The following is a 24,868-nucleotide window of genomic DNA, read 5'->3' on the forward strand; positions in this document are numbered from 1 at the left end:
GCAGAAAATCCTCTATTGGCATAAGAATATGGGAAGGGTATAGTTACAATCGACACCAAATATACCGAAAACTACGGTAGAAACTTATAAATAGCAACAAAAAGCAAAAAAAGGACGTTCGATGCCAGGGCTTTTGACCCCAGCATCGTGACAGAAGGAACGTCCCCAAAGGAGGCAGTTCATGAGTACGCAAAATGAACTATTAACAAGACTGGAAGAAAAGTATCCGAAACTGAGCAAAGGCCAGAAGCGCCTGACGGATTATATCCGGCAGAATTACGACAAAGCAGCATTTATGACGGCATCGAAGCTGGGGGAAGCAGTAGGTGTCAGCGAGTCCACGGTTGTGCGTTTTGCATCTCAGCTCGGATACAAGGGATATCCGGAATTTCAGAAAGCACTTGGAGAGCTGGTGCGGACAAAACTGAATTCGATCCAGAGGATGGAGGTCACTTACGGAAGAATTACCCAGAGTGAGATTCTTGAGACTGTGCTTCAGTCGGATATCGATAAAATCAAGATGACAATGGAAAGCATTGATCAGCAGGCGTTTGAGTTGGCGGTAGATACGATCCTCAATGCAAAGAGAATCTATGTAGTCGGCATCCGAAGCTGCGCCCCGTTAGCTAATTTCCTCAGTTTTTATTTAAATTTGATCTGCGAAAACGTAATCAGTGTTCATACGAACAGCTCCAGTGAAATATTTGAACAACTGATCCGGATCAATGAAGAGGATGTGATTATCGGCATCAGCTTCCCGCGCTACTCCATGAGAACGCTGAAAGCACTGGAGTTTGCAAGCAACCGTAAAGCGAAAGTGATCACATTGACCGACAGTGTACATTCTCCGATGAACCTCTATTCTTCCTGCAACCTGATCGCACGAAGTGATATGGCGTCTATCGTGGATTCCCTGGTCGCACCTTTAAGCGTGATCAACGCTCTGGTCGTGGCGCTTTGCATGAAGAAGCAGAAAGAAGTCATCCAGACACTGGAAACACTGGAAGATATCTGGGACGAGTATCAAGTCTACTCGCGGGACGAACTGAATTCGGTCGGAGATACCGTAACCATGAAATCTGATAAGACGGGAGAAAAAGAGAATCAATGAGTAAAGTATTGATCATAGGAGGCGGCGCAGCCGGGATGTTTGCTTCGATCTTTGCCGCCAGAAATGGAAACGAAGTGCATATATTTGAAAAGAATGAAAAACTCGGCAAGAAGCTATTCATCACAGGAAAAGGACGCTGCAACATCACCAATGCCTGCGATATGGATACCTTATTTGCAAATGTAGTCACAAATGAGAAATTTATGTACAGCAGTTTTTACGGTTTTACCAATCAGGACGTGGTGGATTTTTTTGAAAATGCCGGGCTTCCGGTAAAAATCGAGCGTGGAAATCGTGTATTTCCGCAATCTGACCATTCCTCGGATGTGATAAAGACTCTGGAAAAAGAGATGAAAAATCTGGGCGTCCAGGTACATTTCTATACAACAGTGAAAAATGTGGTTGCGGAGAACGGCTCATTTTCCCATCTGGTACTGGCCGATGGAAGTAAAGTGACGGCGGACGCATGTATCATTGCGACCGGCGGACTTTCCTATCAGACAACCGGATCGACCGGAGATGGATTCGAGTTTGCAGCAAGTCTTGGCCATACCATCACTGATACCGCCCCTTCACTGGTGCCGATTGAGACAAAAGAAGATTTCGTGCCGCAGCTAATGGGATTATCCCTGCGAAATGTACAGGCCACGATCTACAATGGGAAGAAAGAAATCTTCTCAGATTTCGGAGAGATGTTGTTCACCCATTTCGGCGTCAGCGGCCCGCTCATCATCAGCGCCAGCGCATATGTAGGCAAAATGCTCGGAAAAGGGAAAGAACTGAAGCTGGTGATTGATCTGAAACCGGCACTTTCCGAAGAACAGCTCGATGCGCGCGTACTGCGTGAATTTGAAGAAAACCATAATAAACAGTTTAAAAATGCTGTGAATTCCCTCTTCCCGGCGAAACTCATTCCGGTCATGGTCGCACTAAGCGGAATTGATCCGGAGAAAAAAGTGAATATCATATCGAGAGAAGAACGTCAGCATTTCGTTCATCTTATCAAACACCTGGAACTGACACTTACCCGACTGCGCGATTACAAGGAAGCAATTATCACACGCGGGGGAGTGAAGGTCAAAGAAGTGAACCCATCCACAATGGAATCCAAACTGGTAAGAGGAGTGTATTTCGCAGGAGAAGTTCTGGATGTGGATGCACTTACCGGAGGATTCAACCTGCAGATTGCCTGGTCGACGGGGTATGCGGCGGGATGCAGTATTTGGTAGGAAGAAAAACGATGCTAAAAGGTTGAAGCGATGCAAAGTTTCGACCTTTTATACGTTCTACGAAAAATGAAATGAGAATATATATAGAATAAACTTGAATTTTTTGTGGGACGAGGTATAATAAATGCAAAGATATTATTTCGCGAAATGCGAACAAATATACAAAAGAAAAAAAGGAGGACAAGCAATGATAATAATGGATATAAAAGCGGACAATCTATATGCTTTTAAGAATTTCCATATGAATATGTCTTATCCTAAAAAAATAGTAGATTCAACAATAAGTGAAGAATATTTGAATGACAGGCAAAATTTTCGTTACAAAAAAGTAAATATAATTATGGGCGGAAATGCAACTGGAAAAACATCGCTTGGAAAACTTCTTATGACATTTACAAATTATTTTGAGGATGGGATGTATAAAAGATTTACAAGCAAAATTGATAATGAGAAAAAACATGCATTTCTTAAAATAGACTTTGTTACAAATGAGAACAGGCTTTATAGATTTCAACTGTCTGTACGTCCAAAAGCTGAAGTTGAATATAAAGAAGATGACGTAGATATTAATGTGTATTTCACACCTATTGGAATAAGAGATAATTATGAAAACTGCGCAAAACGATTGGACGAATCTGATTGCAATAAGATTTCATATGATCAGATTAATACTAGTGGATGGTACTTCTCATATCCTCAAGATGCATGGAAGAAAAAAACTTATATACCTATTGAAGAAAATGAAAAATATCTATATATTTTAAAACAAATACTGATTACTTTAGATCCATCAATAAAAGATGTTATAAAAGTCAAAGAGGTAGATAATACCTACGCTATAAAATTGGATCATTGTTCCGTAATTATTAAAGATGGACAAATTGCAAATGGAGAGGTATTATCAAGCGGTACAAAAGCTGGTCTGGACATTTCATATATTATTGCATCTTTGGTTTGCGATAAGCATGATTTGTATTATTGTGATGAATTATTTTCCTATGTTAACAGCGATGTTGAGAAAGCTTGTTTATCTATTATGATTGAAAAGTTGACCGGAAGAAAGCAATTGTTTTTTACGACACATAATACTGAGATTTTAGACATGCAGTTGCCCAAACATACTTTTACATTTCTGAAAAAAGATGTAAGAGATATAGATTTGCCGATAAAATGTATACACGCCGAACAATACTTAAAGCGTAATACAGATTCCTTGAAAAATGCTGTTGAGAATGATTTGTTTTGTACAGCTCCTGAATTACATAAGTTATATGAAATTGCAGACCTATAATAGGGGGTGTACAAATGAAAAAAGAATCCATTTATCATTATTATGTTGAGGGTGATGATGAGAAAAGTGTTTTAGATGCATTAAAAAGAGACTTGGGATGTGTCAAAAGTGGGAAGGTTGATAAGTTCAACGTTGTACAAAACAGATTTACAATTGCAAGAATCAGACCGCTAAAATCTGGTACAATTGTTGTGTTAATCTATGATACAGATATTACGAATAATATGGAAATAATAAAGTATAATGTAGAATTTTTGAAAATGCAAAAAGGAATTAAAGATGTGATATGCGTTCCACAAGTAAAGAATCTTGAGGATGAATTGGTAAATGCATGTAATATTAAGTCTGTCGAAGAAATTACGAAAAGTGCTTCAAAGAAAGAATATAAAAGTGATATTAATAATTGTTCCAATTTGGGGGCAAGGCTGAATAAATGTCACTTTGATATATCAAAATTTTGGTCACGAATTCCACAAAATGAATTTTGTGAATTTGGAAATGATGCTGAGAAAATAAAGAATTATTAAATAAGGAGAACAAAAACATGGGATACAACATAGCCATTGACGGACCGGCCGGAGCCGGAAAAAGCACGATCGCAAAACTGGTTGCCAAAGAGAAAGGATACATCTACGTCGATACCGGCGCAATGTACCGCGGACTTGCAATCCATTTCCTGAAGAAAGGCATTCAGCCGGATGAAAAAGAAAAAATCATTGATGCCTGCAAAGATGCAGAAGTAAGCATCGGATACGAAGATGGCGCACAGCAGATTTATTTAAACGGAGAAAACATCACCGCCATGCTGAGAGAAGAGGCTGTGGGAAATATGGCATCCATCAGTTCTGCCGTACCGGAAGTCCGGGCAAAATTGCTGGATCTCCAGAGAAACCTCGCAAAAGAAAAAGATGTCGTGATGGACGGAAGAGATATCGGAACCCACGTACTTCCGAACGCAGATGTGAAAATTTACCTGACGGCAAGCGTAGAGTGCCGCGCAAACCGGCGGTTTAAAGAATTGACGGAAAAAGGAATCGCATGTGACTATGACGAGATTGCAAAAGATATCCAGGAACGCGACACACGCGACATGAACCGGGAAATCGCACCGCTTAAAAAGGCAGACGATGCCGTCCTTGTGGACAGCTCTGATATGACGATCGAGGAAGTAGTAAAGGCAATCACCGGCCTTTGCAGGTAGAGAGAATGATAATAAAAAACAAAAAACATTTCTATGTCTTTCTCATTTTAATATGGCGATGCATCATATTCGCATTTTCCGCCCAGCCGGGAGACGAATCCACAGACACGAGCATAGGATTCGGGGCGAAGGTTGTCGGATTCTTCATACCGGAATTCAGAGAAATGTCAAAAGAAGAACAGAGAGAATTCCTTGAACCGTATAACTTCATCATCCGAAAATCAGCACATTTTTGCGAATATGCTGTGATGGGAATGCTTAGCATGCTTTTGCTGCAGCAGATCTATATGAAAATGAAATGGAAAATATTTGGCAGCATCGGAATCAGTGCCTTTATGGCATGTACCGATGAATTCCATCAGCTATTCGTAGAAGGAAGGGCAGGAAGAATCCAGGATGTCTGCATCGATACATCGGGTGCGACATTGGGAATTCTGGTGACAGTCATAGGAATCACTGTGATAGAAAAATTATGTCAAAGAAAAACCAGTCATAGCAGGGAGTAGAAATGCTCCCTTGATGTGACTGGTTATTTTAATAGAGCTATAGAGATAACTCATCTAATAGTTTCTTCTGATAATCCGGGGCAGCCGCAGCTTTTGCAATATCGGAAGTGCGGTTTTGTTCTATGAGAATAAGATTTAACTGGTTAATACGAGCTGTAGCAATCATTTTCCCCTCCTCATAACCTTCCGCGCGAGTTTGTCTCATATGCCGTTCTTCATCATATTCATAAATACTCATTCTCTTAGCCTCCGCTCTGTTATGCGATGGTAAGAGAAGAAAAGAAAAAACAGAAAATTCCATAAAAAACCCTCCAAATAAAGTAACATCATCACTTTAAGCCAAAGAGTCAATATACGAAATGCACAAAAATCACAAAAAAAAATCGTGCATATAGGTGTGCGCTATAGAAAAAACACAAATCATGTCAACAAATGTTGAAAAATAAAAAGGTATAAGGTATAATATAGAAAGTGTGGAAACGGAAAAATTCTGAGTAAGCCAAATCGTCGCCGTGTCGCGTTTGGAAGATTCAGATGATATATGTGTATGAGAATCTGTCTGAATAAAGATGGAGTGGCGAAGCTTATCCATTTTTAGATGACAAGGTTCTTTTTTTTCCTAATCCATGCAACAAACGATGACATAAACATGAGTAAGGTGAAAAAGAATGTGGTACGTTGTACAGGTCAGTACAGGTGCAGAAGAACGAATTCGTTTACAATGCGAAAAGAAGATAGACAAAAGTATTATGGAAGAATGTTTCATACCTCAGTATGAAGAGAAGAAACACTTCCGAGGTAAATGTACTGTTCAGAAAAAGATTCTATTTCCCGGTTATGTTTTTGTGGTTACAGATTATTTGAATGATTTATATGAAGAATTAAAACACATTGATGGAATGACCAAGATGATCGGAACCGGTCAGGAGATCGTTCCACTCACCGATGAGGAAGTTGAGTTTATTCAGCATTTCGGCGGTGAGGATAAGATCGTTCAAATGTCAGAAGGAATAATTGAAAATTCACAAGTGAAAATATTGTCCGGACCTCTTGAAGGGATGGAAGCGTTCATTCGAAAGATTGACCGCCACAAGCGTAAAGCCTGGCTGGAAATCGAAATGTTCGGAAGAATGCAGAGAGTTGAAGTGGGATTGGAAATTATTTCCAAAACTGTGTAAAAAATGGAACTGAAATAACTACGTTGCTAGAAACATCATTTTTTATACGATAAAAATACTGGTTATAAAAGAAAGTGCCATAAATGCAGGGCAAATAAATGCCCACAGGCATCGAAAGATTTGAGGGTCGGGAAGAAAAATGTATAAAAGGAATACATCGCATTGGTTCAAGCACTGGGATTTTATTTTGTTGGACTTCATATTAATAGAAGCTGCGTTCTATGTGGCGTATGTGGTACGAAATGGAGACCTGACTTTGCAGATGGATACGTTCATGCGAAGCATCTTCATTGTCCTGGGGCTGATTGATCTGGTGATGGGATTCCTGATGGAAACATATCGAGGTATTCTGAGACGAGGATACTGGCTGGAAGCAAAAGCGGTTGCACGTCATGTGCTCGTTGTTTGCGCCGGTGTCATCGTCTATCTTTTTGTAATTAAAGAATCTGCACATTCTTCGCGTCTGGCGATGTTTTATTTTCCGCTCATTGCATGGAGTTTCCTTTTTATAGGAAGATGTATTTTGAAAATGTGGCTGAGAAGCCACCGGGGACCGGCTGCCGGAAAACGGGGCATTATGCTGGTCGGATCAAAAAAGAATTATGAAGAACTTCTTAACAACTTTACCGATAATCCATACAGTGAATTCAAGGTTACCGGAATCGGGATCGTGGATGAAGAAGGCGAAAGAAGAGAATTCCATGGACTTCCGGTTATTTACGGAGTGGATCAGATCGCTGAATATTTGAAAACAGCCTGGACAGATGAAGTGATGTTCAGCATTCCGAATGAGATACCGCTTCCGGAGAAGCTGATTGATGAATGTGGAATCATGGGACTTACGGTGCATCTGAAGCTGGCAAGGCTGAAAAAAGAGAAGATGCGTCAGATGGTGGAGGAGATTGAAGGATATACGGTGATCTCCAGCAGCATCAACATGGCATCACAGAAACAGGTATTTGTGAAGCGGCTTATGGACATCGCAGGAGGAATTGTCGGACTGATCGGTACAGCGATTATCTTTGTGATTGTGGCACCGTGTATCTTTGTGAAATCTCCGGGACCGATCTTCTTCAGCCAGATCCGGGTTGGAAAGAATGGAAGAAAGTTTAAAATCTATAAATTCCGAAGCATGTATATGGATGCGGAGGAACGGAAGAAGGAACTCATGGCGCAGAATAATATCAAGGATGGCATGATGTTCAAGATGGATAATGACCCTAGGATTATTAAAGGGATCGGAAATTTTATCCGGGATTATTCCCTGGATGAGTTTCCACAGTTCTGGAATGTGCTGAAAGGTGATATGAGTCTCGTTGGAACCAGACCGCCTACAGAGGATGAGTGGGAGAAGTATGATCTGCATCATCGGGCCAGACTGGCGATCAAACCGGGGATTACCGGGATGTGGCAGATCAGCGGACGGAGCGACATTACCGACTTTGAAGAAGTTGTGAGGCTGGATACAGAATATATTAAAAACTGGGATTTGGGGCTTGATATTAAGATTTTGCTGAAAACAGTGTTGGTTGTGATTGGAAAAGATGGGGCGAAATAGAAAGCTCTATTTAGCAATGTCTACCATAAATTCTCAGTTGAGTTTTCACATGGATTTTGTTGACAGAAATCCAAGCTCATACAGAACTCGACCGGAATGTCGATAAACTATAGCAGAGGAGATGAGGATGATAAATAAATCTGATTTTCAGTAAGTATCCTGATTCCTTTAACCGGATTAAGAATCATAAACGAAACAATAGAATCCGTTATACGACAGGAATGTACGAATTGTGAGATTTTGATTCTAAGAAATGATATCAAAGATCTTCCACAGGGCACAGATGTGGCTGAAAAAGATGTTTTTTATCAAGATTCGGATTATTTGTTGCGAGAGTTTTATATCCGAAAAAAGGGAAAGGGAAATGCTTTGAATGAAGGGCTTTGCCATGCAAGAAATGATTTGGTTTGTATACTTGATGCTGATTGTGTCTTACAGGAAGATGCTCTTTCTAAGGCGGTAAAGCATTTCCGAAATGATGAAGTGGTTGCTGTCGGTGGACGCTTACTTGTTAAAAGAGAAGACTCATGTCAGCTGGAAGCGATTCAGTCTTGCGAATATATGAAGACATTTCAGATTTCCAGGAGCATATTTGCCAGGTTAAACGCACAGTGTTTGATTTCAGGGGCATTAGGGGTCTTTCGCAAAAGCACTCTGCTGGGAATTAATGGGTATGATATCGATACTGTTGGGGAAGATATGGAGTTGGTTCTTCGATTGCAAGAGAAAGACTATCAACAATCGAAGAAACAGATTGTTTATGATCCAACTGCTGTCTGTTATACCGGAGTGCCACATAGCATTAAAAGGTTATTACACCAAAGAGACAGGTGGCAAAGGGGATTGATGGATTGTCTTATCAAGCACCATAACATGATTGCTAATCCACATTATGGGCTATTGGGGCTCGTAACAATGTGCTACCAGTTCGTGATTGAGTTACTTGGGCCTATCTTTTGGGTAATTTACACGGTTTTGTTGATAGACAAGAATATGTTTCCGTTTTGTTCGTTGGTGTTTGCAGGATATGCTTTGGCTCAAATTGGATTGACAATATTTGCAGCATACATAGATACAGAGAAAAATATGAGGAGCCTTTTGAGATGGATACCGAAACTGATTTTAATAACAATAGAAGAAATTGTTTTGCAAATTCCGATTATGGTAGCGAGGGTGGTTGGAATGCTTACATTCCATTGGCGAAGACTTGTCTGGTAGATTTGATGTCCCCACAAGAGTGCAGGGTATAAACCCACTAAAAAGCACTAAAAAAGATATACACTGTATATTTGTATGCTCGTCATGGTTTAGCGGTTGGTTTACCATTCTTCCCACCCTACCTTATACGTACTATTTCTCATCACTTTCACTAATACCAGCACCGAAAGATTAGGTTTGGTAAGTGATTTTAAGTGAGGGGTAAAAGAAAGTTGAAGGTACACTGGGTGGATGGGGTAGGAGAAGAGTGGGGAGAGAAAAAATAAAGAAGAAAACATAAAGAAGAAAACATACCACAACAACACCAAACCAAATCATAAAACCTACACAAGAAAAACCAAACCACACCAGATGACGTGAGCGGAATAGAAGAATAGATAGAAACGAGGAGAGAGCATGATGAAGAATTACACTATTGCAGTTGCAGGTACAGGCTATGTTGGTCTTTCAATTGCAACTTTGTTATCTCAGCACCATAAGGTTTATGCGGTTGATATAGTGCCGGAAAAGGTTGAGCTGATCAACAGCCGGAAATCCCCGATTCAGGATGAGTATATTGAAAAGTATCTGGCTGAGAAGGAACTAGATCTGACCGCAACGCTGGACGCTAAACTCGCCTACAGTAATGCGGACTTTGTTGTTATTGCGGCTCCGACGAATTACGACAGCCAGAAGAACTTCTTTGACACATCCGCAGTCGAGACTGTGATCAAACTGGTTATGGAGTATAACCCAAATGCGATTATGGTCATCAAGTCCACAATTCCGGTCGGATATACCAAGAGCATTCGGGAGAAGACTGGCAGTAAGAACATCATCTTCAGCCCTGAATTCCTGCGTGAGTCAAAGGCATTGTACGATAACTTGTATCCCAGCCGCATCATCGTCGGTACGGATATGGAAGATGAGCGTTTGGTTGAGGCGGCGCACGAGTTCGCTGCACTCCTCCAGGAAGGCGCAATCAAAGAGAACATCGACACACTGTTCATGGGCTTCACTGAGGCAGAAGCAGTGAAACTGTTCGCCAATACATATTTGGCGCTGCGTGTAAGTTACTTCAACGAGCTCGATACTTACGCCGAGATGAAGGGTTTGAATACGCAGCAGATTATCAACGGCGTCTGCCTCGATCCTCGTATCGGCACCCATTACAATAACCCGAGCTTTGGATATGGCGGCTACTGTCTGCCCAAAGACACCAAGCAGCTGCTGGCCAACTATGAGGATGTGCCGGAAAACCTCATTGAAGCAATCGTTGAGAGCAACAGAACTCGTAAAGATTTCATTGCGGATCGTGTGCTGAAAATGGCTGGGTACTACGGGTACGAGGAAGATAACCAGTACAGCAAGAGCAAAGAGAAGCCTGCTACAGTTGGTGTGTACCGGCTGACCATGAAGTCCAACAGTGATAACTTCCGCCAGAGCAGCATCCAGGGTGTCATGAAGCGGATCAAGGCGAAGGGGGCCACTGTGGTCATCTATGAGCCGACGCTGAAAGACGGCGAAACCTTCTTTGGCAGTGTTGTAGTCAACAACTTGGAAAAGTTCAAGAGCATGAGCAACGCTATCATTGCTAATCGGTATGACGAGTGTCTGGATGATGTGAAAGAGAAGGTTTATACACGCGATATTTTTAAGAGGGATTGAGTTAGGAGGAAAGTAGCCAGATGTCAAAGAAAAAAATAAAAGTATGTCTAGTCGGTTCATCTGGCGGACATCTTACACATTTATATATGTTAAAGCCTTTCTGGCAGGATAAGGATAGATTTTGGGTAACCTTTGATAAGGAAGATGCTCGTTCTCTGCTTAAAGGAGAGAAGATGTACTCCGTTTATTATCCTTCAAATCGTTCCATCAAAGCCCTTCTCATAAATACTTGGAGAGCACTGAAAATTCTTCCAAAGGAAAAACCTGATCTTATTATCAGCTCCGGAGCTGCGCCTGCAATTCCGTTTTTTTGGATTGGTAAGCTGATGGGGGCTAAAACTATTTACATTGAAGTATTTGATAGAATTGATGCTTCCACAATTGCAGGAAAACTCTGTTACCCAGTAGCAGATAGATTCATTGTGGAATGGGAAGAAATGAAGAAAGTGTACCCGAAGGCAGTTAACTTAGGAAGTATTTTTTAAGTTGTGTGGGTTGTGAGGGGAGGAAGAATAAGTGATTTTTGTTACAGTAGGAACTCATGAACAACAGTTCAATAGACTGGTTGAGTATATGGATAAATGGGCAGCAGACCATGATGAAAAAGTAGTGATGCAAACTGGATACTCTACATATGAACCAAAGCACTGTGAGTGGAATAAGCTCTTCCCATACCAGAAGATGGTTGAAATGGTAAATGAGGCTAGGGTTGTCATCACGCATGGTGGCCCATCAAGTTTTATCATGCCACTTCAGATTGGGAAGACACCGATTGTTGTGCCTAGACAATATAAATACAGCGAACATGTCAACGACCACCAGGTAAAGTTCTGTAAAGAGGTTGAAAGCAGAATGGGCACCATTGTGGTTGTTGAAGATATAGAAAAGCTTGGTGGAGTCATAGATCGATATGATGAAATCAAAAAAGAAGGAAAGAACACAAGCAATAATGCTAAGTTTTGTGAAGAACTGGATAGCATTGTTGATGGGATGTTTGAGGGGAAGAAGTAAATGAAAAAAGTTGGAATACTTTCTATGCAGAGGATAGCCAATTATGGCTCATTCCTTCAAGCATATGGTTTAAAACATATATTAGAAGATTTGGGCTGTAAGGTTCAATTTGTTGACTATCATCCAGGAAAGACGCTTATTCCAGCTGATGGTGGCACGGGTATAAAAAGAAAGATTTCAAAAGTACTGGAAGCATTTAAGTATAATGCTCCTCTCAAGGAAAAGATTAAGTTCATTAAGTATAAAAAGAACTATGCGAAGAATTATTATCCATATCTTGGTATTGATGGTGAGATGAACTATTCACCTGAGCTTGATGTATTGGTAATTGGAAGCGATGAAGTTTTTAATTGTGTTCAAAACAACACTAACGTTGGTTTCGCACCGGAGCTATTCGGTGCTAACAATAATGCAAAGAAAGTAATCACATATGCCGCTTCATTTGGTAACACAACTGTAGAAAAGCTCAAGAAATATGGTGTAGATAAGGAAGTTGCTTCTTATTTAAGTGGTATAGACTCCATTTCTGTAAGAGACGCAAACAGTGGAAATGTTGTAAAAGAACTAACCGGAAAAGAGACAGTATATAACTTGGACCCTGTGTTAGCTTATGACTTCATCGGAAAATGTACTGATATACCAACAGACGTTCCTGAAAAAGATTATATGATTCTTTATGGATATGCTGGGCGTTTCAGTGAAGAAGAATGTAAAAAGATTAGATCTTTTGCCAACAAAAAAGGACTGAAAATTTTCTGTATTGGTGGCGTTCAGGATGCATGTGATAAGTTCATAGATTGCAATCCATTCCAGGTAATTGCTTATTTCCAACATGCTGATTGCGTTGTGACTGACACATTCCACGGAACAATTCTTTCTGTTATTACTCATAGACAGTTTGCTTCTGTTGTCAGAAGTGCTGGATACGGCAATGCGGAAAAGATGACTGATTTACTGGGAAGATTGAGTTTGAGTAATAGAATCGTTGATGATTTGGATAAAGTTGGAGATAAAGTTGATGAGTTTATTGACTATAAAAAAGTGGATGAGGTCATTAGGTTAGAGAGAAATAGAAGTTATAAATTTTTAGAAGAGGAGCTCCATTAATGTATACCGAATTAAAAACCTATCAAATAATTATTGCATTGTTAAAAAAATACGGGATAAGCCATTGTGTCCTTTCTGCAGGAAGCAGAAATGTCCCGTTTGTGCATTCTATAGAAGAAGACCCCTACTTCAGCTGCTATTCCGTAGTGGATGAGCGTAGTGCCGGTTATTTTGCTTTGGGACTTGCACAGGAACTGAATGAGCCAGTGGTAATCTCCTGTACTTCTTCTACAGCCACATGTAACTACTGGCCTCCTGTTGCAGAGGCATTTTACCAGGGAGTACCGATTGTTGTTCTTACCAGTGATCGTGATCCGGCAATGCTGGGACAGTGGGAAGATCAGATGATCGATCAGGTGGGAATGTATGATCGTCATGTCAGAAAATCTGTGAACCTCCCTATCATCAATTCCAGAGATGACGAAATCTTCTGTCAGAGGCTTGTTAATGAGGCATTGTTGGAACTTAATCATCGTGGTACTGGTCCGGTGCATATCAATGTGCCCATGAAGTCTTATAATAACTCGTTTAATGTAAAAACTTTGCCCGAGGTCACCAAGATAGATCGCCTTGGAATCAACGATGATGAAGAAGAGTGGAATAAGAGAATAGAAAAGTTAAAAGCCGCAAAACGAATTCTTGTTACCTGTGGTCAGAACAGCTATGTTAGTCCTAAATTACAGAACGGCATCAAGCAATTCTTTGAAAAGTATAATTCAGTAGTAGTGCTGGATTATATGGCAAACATTGATTTAGAAGAAGGCATCAATACCACGGTCTGCATGGATGCACGTTATATCACGGAAAAGAAAACAAAGGAACTTCTGCCGGATATTGTGATTTCCTTTGGCGGGAACATCTTCTCTGGGATAAAAGAGCAGTTAAGAAAATTTGCAGGCGAGTTTGAACATTGGCTGGTACAGGAAGATGGACGGGTTGTTGATATATATAAAAGTATAACAACAATTTTTGAGTGCAAACCGGAGTACTTCTTCGAGTATTGCAACCGGCTTGCTTCAGGAATCATTAATGACAGGAAATATTTCGAGGAATTCAAAAGTTATGCTGATTCAGTTATTATCCCTGAATTTGACTGGTCTCATGTTTATGCAATCAAGGAGGTAGTGGAGAGGATTCCATCAGAATCCGTCCTCCATTTGAGTATTAACGATAGCATCCGCATTACGAACTTTTTCAGGCTCCATCCGGGTATCAAAACATATGCTAACATCGGTACACATGGAATTGATGGATGCATGTCTTCTTTCCTGGGTCAGGCGGCAGTTTCGAACAAGCCAAGCTACCTGATTATCGGCGATCTTGCATTCTTCTATGATATGAATGCGGCAAGACTGAGGCATATAGGAAACAACGTCCATATTCTTTTGATTAACAATGAAGGTGGATCAGAGTTTTATTTCAATAGGATGTGGAAGAATGAAGCCAGTGACCTTCACACTACTGCAAGGCATTTTACTCAGGCAGAGGGATGGGTGAAATCCAATAATTTCATCTATCTTAGTGCTCATGACAAAGAGTCTCTGCAAAGTTGCATCGAAGAGTTTATGCGCAATGATCTGGACAAACCAGTGTTCTTAGAAGTGTTCACTGAAATGAAAAAAGATGCAGATGTGATATATGATTATTTTGACCTGAGTCGTCCAAGGGATCTGCAATCCGAAACAATCAGACGAAGTAAGGAATTGATAAAGTCAACGATTGGTCAGGAGAAGGCTCAGAAAATCGCAGGCTTCTTCAAAAAGTAGTATGGTGAGGAGAAAGCAAATGTATACAGAATTAAAATCATACCAGATAATAATTGCTCTTTTGAAGAAATACGGGATTAGGCACTGTGTCCTCTCAGCAGGTAGCCGAAACGTACCGTTTGTTCATTCCATCGAGGAGGATCCATTCTTCAAGTGCTACTCTGTCGTGGATGAGAGAAGCGCAGGATATTTTGCAATGGGAATTGCACAGGAGCTGAATGAGCCTGTGGTGATTTCCTATACTTCATCTACGGCAACCTGTAACTATTGGCCTGCAGTAGCTACAGCATATTACCATAATGTACCACTTATAATCCTGACCAGTGATCGTAACCCTGCGATGCTGAAACAGCGAGAAGATCAGATGATTGACCAGGTTGGGATGTTTGACAGACATGTAAGAAAATCGGTTAACCTTCCTATTGTGAATGATCGGGATGACTTTATTTTCTGCCAGCGACTGGTCAATGAAGCGCTTCTTGAACTGGATCATCATGGAACAGGACCGGTACATATAAATGTGCCGATGAAGGCGTATAACAATTCCTTCAATATAAAAACACTTCCCGATGTGGTTCGCTTTGAACGGCTTGATAAGTTATCTGAAGATGTGGCATGGACTAAGAAAATAGATAAGTTGAAGAAAGCTAAGAGAATACTGGTAGTATGCGGCCAAATGAGTCATGTTTCAGACAAACTGCAGAGCAGCTTGGACAGATTCTTTGAGAAATTTAATGCATCCCTTACCATGGAATATATGGCCAATATTTATGGGGGGTATAAACACCTCTCTGTGCTTTGATACACGCTATATAACGGAGAAGAAGTTTGCAGAGTTCGTTCCTGATATCGTCATATCTTATGGTGGGAATATCATGTCCGGCGTTAAGGATATGCTGAGAAAGTATTCCGGAAAGTACGAACATTGGCTGATACAGGAAGATGGCACAGTTGTAGATCTGTTTAAGAGCATTACAACGATTTTTGAGTGTAAGCCAGAGTACTTCTTTGAGAGATGCGAGGAGAATATTGATGATCGGCAAAAGAATGATCTGGTCTATCACAACGCAATTAAAGAATACGCCGAATCAGTGATATACCCGGATTTTGTTTATTCCAATGTATGGGCCATCAAAAATACAGTGGAGAGAATTCCCTCCGGTTCTATACTGCACCTGAGCATAAATGATGCAATTCGGATTACAAATTTCTTTAAGCTACAGGACAAGGTAAAAGTATATGCGAATATCGGAACACATGGCATAGATGGCTGTATGTCCTCTTTGCTTGGACAGGCAGCAATTACAGATGAGCTCTGCTTTCTGGTAATAGGTGACCTTGCATTTTTCTATGACATGAATGCATTGGGAATTAATGAAATAGGCAGTAATGTCAGGATTCTTCTATTAAACAATCGTGGTGGAGAAGAATTCTATTACAATCAAGTGTGGAAAAATGAAGCAAGTGATCTGCATACGACTGCAAGGCATAACACAGATGCAGCAAGTTGGGTGATTACAGCCGGATTACAATATCTGGCGGTAACAGATAAAGCTTCGTATGAAAAAGCACTTCCAATCTTTATGAATGAAAAGAGTGAGCGTCCAGTATTAATGGAAGTATTCACGGAGATGAGGCATGACTCGGATGTCATATATGACTTCTATGACCTGAGTAGACCCAAAGATATTAAGTCAGAGACTATAAGAAAAAGCAAGGAGCTTATAAAGGCAACTATAGGCCAGGAGAAGGCTCAGAAGATAGCTGAGATATTTAAAAAGTGAGGAGTTAAGTTGTGGGTTATAAAAGAGTAATTAGGAAAATTGCGAAGTTTATATTGGCGTCCCAACCAGAATCCTTTGTCCAGGTCAATGTAGGACAGATTCAGTGCGGTCACACATTACAGGATAAGAAAATTTTGATCACAGGCGGTGGCAGTGGTCTTGGTTATGCCATGGCAAAGAAATTCGTCTCGGAAGGAGCTGAGGTTCTCATCTCAGGACGAAATGAGGAAAAGTTAGGTACTGCAGTCAAAAGCCTGGGAATACAAGCAAAGTATATAGTTGCTGATGTTTGTGATGTTGAGCATAGCATGGACTTTTTGGAGAAAGCGAAACAGCAACTAGGGGGACGAGTAGATTGTCTGGTGAGTAATGCTGGAGTTTCCCTGCATGAAAACATATATACAAATGTGACAGTAGAAGGCTTTGACAAGCAGTTTAATACGAAATTCCGGGCTGGTTACTTTTTAGGCAAAGCTTTTCTTGAGATGAAGACAAAAGAGAAAGCGGAAGGATTGCTGAGCTCACAACTCCTATATATTACATCCGAAACTGGAAATCAGGTATATGATATTCCATATGGAATGACCAACGCAGCCTTGAACAGTCTTGTGGGAGCATTCTCCAGGAGAGTGTATAAGGAAGGCATCCGGGTTAACGCTATCGCACCCGGCGTGACATTGACTGAAATGACAAGAGACTACGCTGAGTCAAGTGATGGAAATTTATATAGAGACTGTGCTTCCGGCAGGACGTTTGTGCCGGAGGAAGTTGCAGAGGTGGCTTGTTTTCTTTTGAGCGATGCATCGAGATGTATCTCAGGTGAGATTGTACATTGCAATGCAGGAAATCACTTGAAAGCATTTTGGGATGAGAGTAAATAATGAAAGTTCTAGTAATTAATACAGTTAGGTTCAAGTTGAACGGAATATCGGCAGTAATAAAAAATTATTACCAGGCGATGGATAAGAAAAATCTTCAAATGGATTTTGTTGCCATTGACGAACCGAGTGATGAATACCGTTGCTTTTTCGAGACCAATCATCTGAGATGCTTTGTATTTCATAAAAAAAATATTGCTAGCTATTTTTGCAAAATCTTGAATCTTTGCCGTAAAGAAAAATATGACATTGTTCATATACATGGTAATAGTGCAAATATGGCAATCGAGCTATTCGCAGTAACATTAGGAGGAGTAAAAGTTCGAATTGCGCATTCACACAATACAGCAACAATGCATCCATTTATGCATAACTTGTTATGGCCAATGTTTTCAAAATTATGTACAACTCGTTTGGCATGTGGTGAAGATGCAGGAAAGTGGTTGTATAGGAATAAAAACTTTACTGTTTTAAATAATGGGATTCAAACAAAAGATTATGTATTCTTTGAAGAAAAGCGTAATACGGTACGAAAAGAGCTTGGAATACAAGGCGATGAGATATTGCTTGGTCATGTCGGAAACTTTATCGAGCAAAAAAATCATTCCTTTTTGATTGATATTTTTTCAGAAGTACATAGTGAAAATCCAAAATTCAAGTTGCTTTTAATTAGCGACGGAATGCTGATGCCGATAATTAAGGATAAAGTGCATTCTTTAGGCTTAGATGATGCGGTGATATTCTTGGGAAAAACTTTGAAAGTATCAGAGTATCTTCAGGGAATGGATTTGTTCTTGCTTCCATCACTGCATGAGGGCTTACCGGTAGTTCTGGTGGAAGCACAAGCGGCAGGTCTTACTTGTGTTGTGTCGGATACGGTAGCAAAAGAAGCAGATTTGACAGAAAGCAGCGTTTTTCTGCCAATAGATTCTGTTGCTCCGTGGGTAGAAGTAGTAAAAAAACTGGGATATAAGAAAAGAAACAGAGAAGAAGACTCAACGACTAATGTAGCTTTAATTAAAGAAAAAGGGTACGACATAGAACAAAATGCTGATAAGTTGCGCCAGATTTATGTAAATGCGTGTGAGGGAAGATAAATGACATACGAGGGATTGAGACTAAAGGCATTAAAATTCTGGAGACTTGGTTTAGCAAACTATAGAAAAAAGCAGCTGAGATCTACAGATTTTACGATTATCTCTAATAACTGTTGGGGTGGGATGATTTATGAAAGCTATAACCTGCCCAAAGAATCTCCTACGGTTGGGATGTTCTTTATTGCAAAAGATTATATTGAGTTCTTGTCTGACTTAAAAGGCTATGTCAATGGAAAATTAACCTTTATCAAGCCGGAGGAATCTCGTTGGAAAGATATGCCGCAGGTCTCAGGCGATAAGAGATTTGGCTCTTATCCTGTTGGTGTCCTGTCCAACGGTAAAAAATCGATTGAAATCTTCTTCCTACACTACCATAGTGAGCAGGAAGCAAGAGAAAAGTGGGAACGTCGAGTACAGAGAATTAACTGGAATAAGTTACTGGTGAAGTTTAACGACCAAAATGGCTGTACAGAGACAGAAGTGAGCATGTTTATGAAGATGCCCTTTAAGAATAAGGTATTCTTTACTTGCAAGCACTGGCCAAATGAAAATGGGGGGGGGTACACGGTTATTCACCAGTTCCCCAAGCATGAGTTTATAATGGCTTCTTATGAGCCGTTTGGAAAGACTAAGTATATAGATATAACGAAATTGCTGAATTCCTTGTAAGGAAAGAAGCTGGGAGGACCTATGAGCGAAAATAAAGAACCGTTGGTAACAGCAGTTATTACTACATATAAACGAAAGCCGGAAATTGTAAAAAGAGCATTAGATAGTATTGTTGGACAGACATATAACAATCTTGAAATATTTGTGGTTAACGATTGTCCATCTGATAAAAAGCTGGTTGAAGACTTGCAGAATATGATTACAGCGTCTTCGGAAGATAGAACAGTCCATTATATTGTTGTTGAGAAAAACGGTGGCGCTTGTAGAGCTAGAAATTTGGCATTAGAAAAGGCACAGGGAAAATATTTTGCTTGCCTAGATGATGATGACGAATGGCTGCCAAAGAAAATAGAACTCCAAGTGAGAGCACTAGAAAAACATCAGGATGCTGCAATAGCGTACTGTAATGCCGTAATTAAGTATGCAGATCTAGGCAAAGAAACAGTGCGGTTTAACAAAAAGCAGAATGAAGGAAATATATATTACGAACTGATTGGGAAAAATAATATCGGCTCATGTTCATTCCCGATGTTTCGCGTAGATGCTATAAAAAGAGTCGGTGGATTTGATGCAAATATGCCAGCATTACAGGATTGGGATTTGTATCTTCGTATATTGAAAGAGAACAAGGCTGTATATGTGCATGAACCAGTAGCAGTTTACTATTTTTATGAAGGCGAAAGAATCTCTGCTCATCCAGAAAACAGAATTACTGCATATGAACGGCTACATCAGAAGATTGGGGAAAATCTTGAGAACAATCGCAAGTCAGCATCCTCTTTTTATTTGATGGGAACATATTTTTACAGTTTAGCGGGTGATGTAAAGACGGCAATGCATTACTACATTCTTGGAGTAAAAAGTGATCCCTGCAATTTTAAGAGGAATGTTAAAGACTTTTTTAGAATGATGGGCAGAAAGTTTATTAAGCCGTCTAAGGTATAATGTCGTAGAGGAGTGAAGATATCGTGAATGATGGATACTTGCTATTGAAAACAATAGCTGACACGGAATTAGATTATATTGAAAAAAACGGATATGCACATCCAGGTTGCAATGGACCATATAAAAATAAAGACACTGCGGTTAGAAACTCTGGACATTTTCTGATTATTTATTCATATTTATACGAGAAAACTCAAAATGATAGATATTTGACAGCAGTCAAAAGTTTAAGTGATTTTCTTTTGCGAGAGGATAACTACGGGAAAAGTGGGAGTATAGAACACAGAACCGATAACCGTTTTGACCATACAAATGGGTTGATAGGTCAGGCTTGGACAATTGAGGCTTTAGTAGAAGCCTATAAATTATCAGAATCAGAATATACATACGAGAAAGCAAAGCAGTTGTTCTTAAATCAGCGATTTAATTATGATACGAAAATGTGGATTGTTGTAGATTGTGATGGAACACATTCGTTAGATTTGACATTTAATCATCAACTATGGTTTGCCGCAGCGGGAGCAATGCTGTTGGATATAAAGTACGATAGCAAAATTGATGAAGAAATTAAGATTTTCTTAGAGGAAGCGACTAATAAATTTTTTCAAGTGAGAGAAAATGGTAGAATTGTTCATGTCATGAATTATTCTCCGTCTAAATGTGAAAGAGCACAGCAAAAGAAAATTGTAAAACAATACAAACAAAGAACGCTATTGAGAGAGCCTTTCTCAGTTATAAAAAAGAAGTTTAAGGACAAATTATCTAAGGAATCATTTACAGAAGGGATTGAAGAAGGATACCATTTGTTCGACCTTTATGGATTTGCACTCTTATACAAAAGGTATTCGGAGATGGATATCTATAATTCGCCCAAGTTCATAAAAGCAGTTGATTATATCAAACAACAGGATAATATTTTGGAATTGAGTAAAAACTGTGGTGGCTATAAGTATAATAAATTTGCTTATGGCTATAACAGTCCCGCATTTGAGTATCCATTTGTTGCCACTACTTTCTCGTGCTTTGATGGATCTATGGAAAAAAAGTTAATGGAAAATCAGTGCAGCCTTTTATTCGATGCCACTAAAGGTACATTTAAGGCTTGTGACGATCCACACACGTTAAATGCACGCATATATGAACTGGTAAGATATTTTAGACTGCTAGAGAACGAGGATCGCTCGGTATGAAGATAAAGAAAAAAGAACTAGAACTTTATATAGTCTGGGGTATTTACTTAACTGCGTATATGTGGCTTGTAATGAGTGAATTCGCATTTACATATGATACCAGTGACTTGTTTTCGACTGTTAGAAATTTTACTTTTATATTATTTGGCTTTATAATTTTACAAAATAAATATAAGATTAAAATGGTGATGCGAGTTGGATTATTTGCAGTGGTTATTGGTATAAGTGTTTTGTTTTCACATGCACTTTCTTTTTTAATGATAATAATAGTAGGAGTGGCTATCGGTAATATTGATTTTAGAAATTTTGTAAAGTTTGATTACCGGTTGAAGATTGCTATTTTGATTTCGATAGTGCTTTGCTGCAAAATTGGGTTGATTCATAATTACACGGTATCTATTAATGGCATTGAGAAGCAATCACTTGGATTTTCGCACCCCAATACACTTGGATTATTTATCTCTGTCATAATTATAGAATGGCTATATATTCATTTTAATACAATTCGACTCAAAAATATAATATGCATTATTTTTTTGATAATGGGATTGTATTATATTGGCACGTCAAGAACTTCATTGATTTTATTGATGTTCATTACAGTATGGAGTTTGTTATTACAATCCAATAAGATCCGAACTCTCTTAAGCGGCAAGGTCTTTGAAAAATTTATGTCGTTATTACCTGCAATCATTTGTCTGTTGTGCTATTTGAGTGCGATAGCATATAAAAAAAGTAGTTTGATTTGGAATGCTCTGGATAAAATTTTTACAACGAGAATTTATTGGGCAAGTTACTATTTAAAAACCTATGGCGTTAAAATGTTTGGAAGCCGAATCAATCCAGTAAGTTCAAGAAATGCATTGGCGGTAGGAGTTACACAGTCAAATAGTCTTGATATGGCTTATGTGAGGATAGGTGTTCAATACGGTTTAATTGTTTTACTTGTCTTTGTTATGGCTCTTATCGTCCTACAAACGTATGCAGTTAAGAAAAAGAATTGGGGGCTGCTAATAGCTAATACTTTTTTTATTCTATTAGGTATAGTAGAAAACTACATATACAGTGTTGCAATGAACGTCTTTTTGATTTGCATTATTTATGCTATCAGTGGAACTTTATCAAAGAACAACGTAAATAGTAGTGAAGGAATATTATGAATAAAGCAAATAATTTATATAAGAATACAGCATTCTTAATGATTGGAACTTTTTTGAACAAGGGATTACAATTTGTAATGATCCCGATTTTTAGTAGATGGCTATCCACAGAGGACTATGGAAGCTTTGATCTGTTTTGTACATATGTATCACTGATGATTCCTGTGGTTACATTAGCATGCGGAGAGGCAATCTTTAGATTTGGTGTGGAACAGGATACAGTAAAAGGAAAAGCAAAGCCTATCAGCAATGGAGCGGCGATTGTATTTATCAATTCATTAATCTTATTTGCTATTTTAATGGTGATATATGCAGTTTCAGGCTGGAAGTATACAATGCCATTCTTTTTCATGGCTTTTGGCGAGATCCTGAATAATTACCTTCAGGGATATATGAGGGCAATAAGAAAACTCAATATATACTCGTTTTGTACAGCATTTTCTACATTAAGCATAGCGGTAGCATCAACATTTTTTGTTCTCGTATTAAAAATGGGACTGAGCGGTTTGATTTGGGGCTATGCAGTAGGTTATCTTATTGGAGATTTGATGATTGCTTGCGGAACAAAGTATAAAAAGTATTTTGATTTTAAGTTGATTAGCTGGTCAGGAGTAAAGGAGCTGCTTTCATACTCCTATGCTTTAATCCCCAATAATGTTTCATGGTGGATTATTAATGTATCCGATAGATCAATTATTAATGTCTTTCTTGGAGCTGCATTTAATGGTGTTTATGCAATCGCTAGCAAAGTACCAAATTTGGCTTCTGCAATATTTGGAGTCTTTAGCATTTCTTGGCAAGAAACCGCGTCTGACATGGTAAATTCCGAAGATAGGGATGCATATTACAGCCATATTTTTAACATGATGTGCAGATTGCTATTACCGATGTGTGCAGGGATTATTGCATGTAATTTTATTTTGTTCGGCTTAATTTTCGATGTAAAATATGATACAGCACGACTCTATACCCCTATTTTGGTATCTTCCGTAGTGTTTGGAAGCCTTTCACAGTTCTTTGGTGGAATTCAAATTAGCTTAAAAAGACCAAAAGCAAACGGCGTTACAACAATGATTGGAGCCGTTGCAAATCTTATTGTTCATTTGGCATTAATTAAGTTTGTGGGGCTTTATGCGGCAGCATTGTCAACAATTGTATCAAATATTGTAATTGTTTTTTTGCGTGCGTATCTCCTAAGAAAAGATGTGAAATTCACATTGGATTCTAAAATGCCAATTTATATTATTATTTATGTGTATTTTATCGTAATGGCATATATTAGATTGCCACTGCTTCTGTCTATATTCAATTTGGCATTGGCAGCTTTGTATTTTATTTTGCTTAATAGGGATACAATCAATCAATTACTGAAAAAACTGAAGATTAACATTAGGATATAATAAGAGATTTGAGAGAGGTTAGAATTGGTGGAAAATAAGCAAGCATATCTTATAATCGCTCATAAAGCTGACTTGGCTTTTAAAGCTCTGCTTAGAATGCTGGATGATCCGAGAAATGATATTTTTATCCACATGGATAAAAAAAATACACAGTATAATGAAGAAGAGACAATCAGTTGGGTAAAAAAAAAGTGCAGTCTATCACGTGGAACGTACCAGTGTCACATGGGGAGTAAGTCTAGTAAATGTTGAATTGCTTCTGCTGAAAAAAGCAATCAGTGTCGGGAGATATCAGCATTATCATCTGCTTTCGGGTTCAGATTTACCGATAAAAACACAGGATCAGATAATTTCTTTTTTCAACGAAAATATGAATAAGGAATTTATAAGATTTGAAAAGCCAAATTATGTTTATCAGGATAGAACGAGATATTATCACTTCTTACAGGATAAGATAGGACGCTCACATAATTTGATTTTTAGGGGTAGTGAAATACTATTAGTGCAGATGCAAAAAATATTTCACATTCACCGAAACAGAAAAATAGAATTCCAAAAGGGAACACAATGGTTTAGTATTACAGATGAGCTTGCCAGATATGTTGTTGAAAAAGAAAGTTGGATACAAAAAGTTTTTAAGTACACATATTGTAGTGACGAAGTTTTTTTACAAACAATATTAATTTCTTCTCCGTATAAGAATAATTTGTATCATAAAGAATTCGATAATGACCCACATGCGATAATGCGTCTTATTGATTGGAACAGAGGAAAACCTTACACGTTTAGGGCTTCTGACTATGATGAGCTGTGTGAATCAGATATGTTTTTTGCAAGAAAATTTGATCCCTCGATTGATTCTGAGATTATTGAAATGATAGTAAAAAAATATGCAAACAAAACGGTGTGAGTGAAATGAGGT

At 38.9% G+C, this 24,868-nt stretch carries 25 protein-coding genes; 24 read left to right on the forward strand and 1 reads right to left on the reverse strand.

The annotated features are described in order from the left end of the window. Positions 1-181 precede the first annotated feature (181 nt). From ACTNBF_RS08985 to ACTNBF_RS09010, 6 genes are all read left to right on the forward strand, one after another. The gene (locus ACTNBF_RS08985; RefSeq protein ID WP_427805850.1) at positions 182-1,111 is read left to right on the forward strand and encodes a MurR/RpiR family transcriptional regulator; all 930 of its coding nucleotides are present in this window, start codon (positions 182-184) and stop codon (positions 1,109-1,111) included. Continuing rightward, on the forward strand, positions 1,108-2,340 hold the full coding sequence (locus ACTNBF_RS08990; protein ID WP_441089094.1) for an NAD(P)/FAD-dependent oxidoreductase: 1,233 nt from the start codon (positions 1,108-1,110) through the stop codon (positions 2,338-2,340). The genes ACTNBF_RS08985 and ACTNBF_RS08990 overlap by 4 nt, the downstream gene beginning before the upstream one ends. A gap of 187 nt (positions 2,341-2,527) precedes the next feature. Further along, on the forward strand, positions 2,528-3,631 hold the full coding sequence (locus ACTNBF_RS08995) for an AAA family ATPase (RefSeq protein ID WP_427820676.1): 1,104 nt from the start codon (positions 2,528-2,530) through the stop codon (positions 3,629-3,631). A 14-nt stretch (positions 3,632-3,645) separates the two neighbouring features. Further along, positions 3,646-4,158 carry a hypothetical protein gene (locus tag ACTNBF_RS09000; RefSeq protein ID WP_441029389.1) on the forward strand — a complete coding sequence of 171 codons (513 nt, stop codon included), beginning with the start codon at positions 3,646-3,648 and terminating at the stop codon, positions 4,156-4,158. 17 nt (positions 4,159-4,175) lie between these two features. Continuing rightward, positions 4,176-4,832: a (d)CMP kinase gene (gene cmk, locus ACTNBF_RS09005; protein WP_441089095.1), complete on the forward strand. Its 657-nt coding sequence runs from the start codon at positions 4,176-4,178 to the stop codon at positions 4,830-4,832. Between the two features lie 5 nt (positions 4,833-4,837). Continuing rightward, positions 4,838-5,338 carry a VanZ family protein gene (locus ACTNBF_RS09010; RefSeq protein ID WP_441089096.1) on the forward strand — a complete coding sequence of 167 codons (501 nt, stop codon included), beginning with the start codon at positions 4,838-4,840 and terminating at the stop codon, positions 5,336-5,338. A 37-nt stretch (positions 5,339-5,375) separates the two neighbouring features. Here the strand turns inward: ACTNBF_RS09010 and ACTNBF_RS09015 are convergent, their stop codons facing one another. After that, positions 5,376-5,576, reverse strand: a complete 201-nt coding sequence (locus ACTNBF_RS09015) for a hypothetical protein (RefSeq protein WP_441089097.1) — start codon at positions 5,574-5,576, stop codon at positions 5,376-5,378. 430 nt (positions 5,577-6,006) lie between these two features. On the opposite strand from ACTNBF_RS09015, the gene loaP reads away from it, so the two are divergent. The 18 genes from loaP to ACTNBF_RS09105 all read left to right on the forward strand — a co-directional run bounded on the left by loaP (position 6,007) and on the right by ACTNBF_RS09105 (position 24,856). Beyond that, the gene (gene loaP / locus ACTNBF_RS09020; protein WP_441089098.1) at positions 6,007-6,516 is read left to right on the forward strand and encodes an antiterminator LoaP; all 510 of its coding nucleotides are present in this window, start codon (positions 6,007-6,009) and stop codon (positions 6,514-6,516) included. 139 nt (positions 6,517-6,655) lie between these two features. Beyond that, complete coding sequence (locus tag ACTNBF_RS09025) at positions 6,656-8,074, forward strand: sugar transferase (RefSeq protein ID WP_441089099.1); 1,419 nt, start codon at positions 6,656-6,658, stop codon at positions 8,072-8,074. Positions 8,075-8,260: 186 nt separating this feature from the next. Further along, entirely contained in the window at positions 8,261-9,292 is a 1,032-nt protein-coding gene (locus ACTNBF_RS09030) for a glycosyltransferase (RefSeq protein ID WP_441089140.1), read from the forward strand. Positions 9,293-9,688: 396 nt separating this feature from the next. Beyond that, positions 9,689-10,939: a nucleotide sugar dehydrogenase gene (locus tag ACTNBF_RS09035; protein ID WP_441089100.1), complete on the forward strand. Its 1,251-nt coding sequence runs from the start codon at positions 9,689-9,691 to the stop codon at positions 10,937-10,939. Positions 10,940-10,959: 20 nt separating this feature from the next. Next, on the forward strand, positions 10,960-11,424 hold the full coding sequence (gene pssD / locus ACTNBF_RS09040) for a PssD/Cps14F family polysaccharide biosynthesis glycosyltransferase (protein ID WP_441089101.1): 465 nt from the start codon (positions 10,960-10,962) through the stop codon (positions 11,422-11,424). A gap of 31 nt (positions 11,425-11,455) precedes the next feature. Further along, complete coding sequence (locus ACTNBF_RS09045; protein WP_441089102.1) at positions 11,456-11,950, forward strand: glycosyltransferase; 495 nt, start codon at positions 11,456-11,458, stop codon at positions 11,948-11,950. Continuing rightward, the gene (locus ACTNBF_RS09050) at positions 11,951-13,057 is read left to right on the forward strand and encodes a polysaccharide pyruvyl transferase family protein (RefSeq protein ID WP_441089103.1); all 1,107 of its coding nucleotides are present in this window, start codon (positions 11,951-11,953) and stop codon (positions 13,055-13,057) included. It abuts the gene before it with no gap. Next, positions 13,057-14,823: a 2-succinyl-5-enolpyruvyl-6-hydroxy-3-cyclohexene-1-carboxylic-acid synthase gene (gene menD, locus ACTNBF_RS09055; RefSeq protein WP_441089104.1), complete on the forward strand. Its 1,767-nt coding sequence runs from the start codon at positions 13,057-13,059 to the stop codon at positions 14,821-14,823. Before ACTNBF_RS09050 ends, menD begins: the two co-directional genes overlap by 1 nt. 19 nt (positions 14,824-14,842) lie before the next feature. Further along, positions 14,843-15,625: a thiamine pyrophosphate-binding protein gene (locus tag ACTNBF_RS09060; RefSeq protein WP_441089105.1), complete on the forward strand. Its 783-nt coding sequence runs from the start codon at positions 14,843-14,845 to the stop codon at positions 15,623-15,625. Beyond that, a complete protein-coding gene (locus tag ACTNBF_RS09065) occupies positions 15,507-16,607 on the forward strand; it encodes a hypothetical protein (RefSeq protein WP_441089106.1) in 1,101 nt (366 codons plus the stop codon). Before ACTNBF_RS09060 ends, ACTNBF_RS09065 begins: the two co-directional genes overlap by 119 nt. Positions 16,608-16,618: 11 nt before the next feature. Next, positions 16,619-17,488: an SDR family NAD(P)-dependent oxidoreductase gene (locus ACTNBF_RS09070; RefSeq protein ID WP_441089107.1), complete on the forward strand. Its 870-nt coding sequence runs from the start codon at positions 16,619-16,621 to the stop codon at positions 17,486-17,488. Then, positions 17,488-18,582, forward strand: coding sequence for a glycosyltransferase family 1 protein (locus ACTNBF_RS09075; protein ID WP_441089108.1), 1,095 nt, complete (start codon positions 17,488-17,490; stop codon positions 18,580-18,582). Before ACTNBF_RS09070 ends, ACTNBF_RS09075 begins: the two co-directional genes overlap by 1 nt. Further along, the gene (locus ACTNBF_RS09080) at positions 18,583-19,251 is read left to right on the forward strand and encodes a DUF1919 domain-containing protein (RefSeq protein WP_441089109.1); all 669 of its coding nucleotides are present in this window, start codon (positions 18,583-18,585) and stop codon (positions 19,249-19,251) included. Positions 19,252-19,272: 21 nt separating this feature from the next. Further along, the gene (locus tag ACTNBF_RS09085) at positions 19,273-20,196 is read left to right on the forward strand and encodes a glycosyltransferase family 2 protein (RefSeq protein WP_441089110.1); all 924 of its coding nucleotides are present in this window, start codon (positions 19,273-19,275) and stop codon (positions 20,194-20,196) included. Positions 20,197-20,219: 23 nt separating this feature from the next. Then, entirely contained in the window at positions 20,220-21,386 is a 1,167-nt protein-coding gene (locus ACTNBF_RS09090; RefSeq protein ID WP_441089111.1) for a hypothetical protein, read from the forward strand. Next, the gene (locus ACTNBF_RS09095) at positions 21,383-22,546 is read left to right on the forward strand and encodes a hypothetical protein (protein ID WP_441089112.1); all 1,164 of its coding nucleotides are present in this window, start codon (positions 21,383-21,385) and stop codon (positions 22,544-22,546) included. The genes ACTNBF_RS09090 and ACTNBF_RS09095 overlap by 4 nt, the downstream gene beginning before the upstream one ends. After that, positions 22,543-23,946, forward strand: a complete 1,404-nt coding sequence (locus tag ACTNBF_RS09100) for a lipopolysaccharide biosynthesis protein (RefSeq protein WP_441089113.1) — start codon at positions 22,543-22,545, stop codon at positions 23,944-23,946. The genes ACTNBF_RS09095 and ACTNBF_RS09100 overlap by 4 nt, the downstream gene beginning before the upstream one ends. Before the next feature lie 205 nt (positions 23,947-24,151). Continuing rightward, positions 24,152-24,856, forward strand: coding sequence for a beta-1,6-N-acetylglucosaminyltransferase (locus ACTNBF_RS09105; RefSeq protein ID WP_441089114.1), 705 nt, complete (start codon positions 24,152-24,154; stop codon positions 24,854-24,856). The last annotated feature ends 12 nt before the right edge of the window (positions 24,857-24,868 follow it).

Origin of the sequence: Bariatricus sp. HCP28S3_A4 (assembly GCF_052066395.1) — a bacterium.
In the GTDB taxonomy this organism is placed as follows: Bacteria; Bacillota; Clostridia; order Lachnospirales; family Lachnospiraceae; genus Allocoprococcus.